Source organism: Actinotalea sp. JY-7885, assembly GCF_014525465.1.
GTDB lineage: Bacteria > Actinomycetota > Actinomycetes > Actinomycetales > Cellulomonadaceae > Actinotalea.
On sequence record NZ_JACEXH010000246.1, the window covers coordinates 1 to 3,508 of the forward strand.

Here is a 3,508-nt window from a genome sequence, read left to right on the forward strand (position 1 = left end):
CGCCAGGGCGGCGTGCCGCCGCTCCCCGAACGGCGCGGGTGAGGGCCACGTCGGCGCGGCGGCGACCGGCGGCGGCGGCTTCTGCGGCGTGCGCGGCACGCCGTCCTCGTCGGGCGCGGCCGGGTCGGGCGCCCACTCGAGGACACAACCGGGACCGACGGTCTCGACCACCTCGGTGAGGAACACCGACGGCGGCGTCGGGCGCTGCGCGTCGCGCCACACGGACCCGGACACGAACAGGTGCCGCCGCGCGCGGGTGAGGGCGACATACGCGAGCCGCCGCTCCTCGTCCAGCTGGTGGGCCCCGTGGTCGGCGACGTACTGCTCGATCCGCTCCGCGGCGTCACGACGGTCCGTCGCCACCGAGAGCTCGACGTCCGGCAGGCTGTCTCGGTCGCCGCGCAGGCTCGTCGGCAGGGCCCCGCGGTCCTTGACCCAGCCGGACGTGCGCGGGCTCATGGGGAACGTCTTCGCGACCATGCCGGGCACCGCCACGACGTCCCACTCGAGCCCCTTCGAGGCGTGCACGGTCAGGAGCTGGACCGCGCCGGGGTCCATGTCGCCGACCGGGGCCTCCAGCCCGCGCTCCTCGCGCTGGGCCGCGTCGAGCCACGCGAGGAACGCGCCCAGCGTCCCGCCCTCCGTGTCGCTGAACCCGGCAGCGACCGAGCGGAAGGCGTCGAGGTTGGCCCGGGCGGTGCCGGGTGCGATGCCCGGGCGCGCCGCGACCTCGATGTCCAGCCCGAGCAGGCGCTCAGCCTCGGCGACCAGGTCGACCACCGGCAGGAAGGTCAGCCCGCGCAGCGCCCGGAGCAGCGTGCCGAGGTCGGCCAGGCGCGCCCGACCCGGCGCCGACAGCTCGCGTCCGCGACGGCTCACCCAGCCGGCGGGGGGCAGGGCGTCGAGCGCGTCGACGATGCTCCGCTCGTCGAGGACGTCGGGACCGCTCGTGCCGCGTCCCTGCCGCGGGTGCTGGTCCTGGCCCGCCTCGCGCGACCAGTCGCCGAGCGCGTGCAGGTCCGCCAGGCCGAGCCGGGCCCGCGGGCCGGTGAGCAGCCGCATCAGCGAGTCGCCGCGTGACGGGTCGTGCGCCGCCTCCAGGGCCGCCACCAGGTCGACCACCTCGGGCGCGCTGAGCAGCCCGCCCAGGCCCACCACCTCGACCGGCAGCCCGGCGTCGAGCAGGGCCGCCTGCAGCGGCGCGAACTGCGAGCGCTTGCGGCACAGCACCGCGGCCGTCCGCGGCTCCGCGGTCCCGGTGCCGTCGTCGGGGCGGGTCCGTCGCTCGCGCACGAACTCCGCGACCGCGCGCGCCTCGTCCTCGATCGTCTCCAGGTACGCGGCGACGACCTCACCGGCGCCCGCGCCCGGCCGGGCCCGCAGCTCGGGCAGGCTCACCCCGGCGCCCCGCTCCGCGGCCGCGCGCAGGGGGGCCGCCGTCGCGTTGGCGACGCGCAGCACCTGCTCGTCGTTGCGCCACGACGTCGACAGGGCGCGGTGGGCCGCGGGGACCGGGCCGTCGGGCCCCGATCGCAGGGGGAAGTCCAGCGGGAAGCGCTCGAGCCCCCCGGCGCTCGCGCCGCGCCAGCCGTAGATCGACTGGTGGGGGTCGCCGACGGCGGTGACCGGGTGCCCGAGGCCGTCGCCAGCGCCGCCGAAGAGGTGCCGCAGGAGGCTGAGCTGCGCCACCGAGGTGTCCTGGTACTCGTCCAGGAGCACGACGGCGAAGCGCGCCCGCTCACCGGCGCCCACGTCGGGGACCTCGCGGGCCAGGCGCGCGGCGAGGGCCACCTGGTCGGCGAAGTCGACGAGGTCGCCCTCGCGCTTGCGCGCGGTGAACTCCTCGACGAGGTCGACGAGCCGGGCGCGCAGGGCCAGCGAGGCGCCGACCTCCCGCACGAGCTTCTCGTCCTTGGCGCGGGCCGTGCCCGGCGGCAGCGCCGCGAGGCGGTCGACCAGCCGCGCCGCCTCGTCGCGCAGCCGGTCCGGCTCCACGAGGTGCTCGGCGAGCCCGCCCGCGAGGTCGAGGACGGCGGCCGTGACGGTCGACGGCGCGAGGTCCACGTCCAGGTCACCGGCCCAGTGCTCGACGACGTCGTGCGCGAGCTGCCACCGCGCCGCCTCGCCGAGCAGGCGCGACGACGGCTCGATGCCGAGGCGGAGCGCGTGGTCGCCCACGAGCCCGGCCGCGTAGGAGTTGTACGTCGAGATCGTCGGCACGACGAGCGTGGGCTGGTCCAGGTCGCGGCGCGAGACCAGCCGCAGCGCCCGCAGCCGGCGCCGGACCCGCTCGGACAGCTCCCCCGCCGCCTTGCGCGTGAAGGTCAGGCCGAGCACCTGGTCGGGCTGCACGAGGCCGTTCGCGATGAGGTGGACCACCCGCGCCGACATCGTCTCCGTCTTGCCCGACCCCGCCCCGGCCACGACGAGCAACGGCTCCAGCGGCGCCTCGATGACGGCGACCTGCTCGGGTGTCGGCTCGGGCAGGCCGAGCATCCGCGCGACGTCGGCGGCGCCGAGCCGCACGGGCGCCTCGGCGGGCCCACCGGCCGGCACGGCCCCGGCGTCCGCCGCGAGCTCCGTGAGCGTCATGCGCCCACCACCCGCCCCTCGGGCTGGGCGGGGCACGAGCGCGCCACCGGGCAGCGCCGGCACAGGTCGTTGGTCGTGGCCGCCATCGCCGACGCGCTGACCGTCGTGGCGACGTCGTCGAGGAGGCGCCGGGCCCAGTCGGGCTCGGCGTCGCGCTCCGGCGCCGCCTGCTCGCGCACGGGTGGGCTCTTCTGCGTGGTGCCGACGTACACCAGGGCCGCACCGCCGGGACGCGCCTGGCCGACCCGCTCGGCGAAGGCGCCGGCGGCCACGGCCTCCTGGTAGGCCCCGAGCTGCGCGTGCCGCCCGGCGGCGTCCGCCGAGACGGTCGCGCGGCCGGTCTTCAGGTCGACGACCCGCACCCGGTCCGGGCCCTCGTCGTCCGCGGGCACGCGTTCGAGACGGTCGACCGTGCCGCGCAGGAGCACCCGGCCCACGCGCGCCTCGAACGGCTCCTCGACCGCCACCACGTCACCGGCGTCGCGCAGGTACCGCGCCAGGTGCCGGACCATGGCGTCCGCACGGCGGCGCTGGACGGAGCCGACCCAGCCGTCGCCCAGGCGCAGCTCGCCCCAGCGCTCGTCGAGGAGCGCGGCGAGCTCGGCCTCATCGCCCCGGGGCAGCGCGGCCGCGACGGCGTGGACGAGGGTGCCCAGGGACTGCTCGCCGGAGTCGGCGGCGGTGCCGCCGGCCGCCTCGAGCGCCCACCGCAGGGCGCAGGTCGCCGCCGACTCGATCTTCGACGGCGAGAGCGGGACCGGCCCGTCGGCCGGCCACAGGGGCGCCGACGTGGATGGCTCGCACACGCCGTACCACTGGGCCGGGTCCGCACCGGGCACGCCCTCCGCGGCCAGCCGGCGCAGGAGCGCCGCGGCCGGGTGGTCCGCGAGCGCCGGCTCCGCGAGCGGGCGGGCCA

The 3,508-nt window shown here is 78.2% G+C and carries 2 protein-coding genes; both read right to left on the minus strand.

What is annotated here, in order from left to right:
* On the minus strand, positions 1 to 2,592 hold a 2,592-nt coding region (locus tag IDM29_RS17535; protein WP_188037757.1), incomplete at its 3' end, for an ATP-dependent helicase.
* Positions 2,589 to 3,508: PD-(D/E)XK nuclease family protein (locus tag IDM29_RS15670; RefSeq protein ID WP_188037758.1), on the minus strand; the 920-nt coding region annotated here is incomplete at its 5' end. The genes IDM29_RS15670 and IDM29_RS17535, both read right to left, overlap by 4 nt.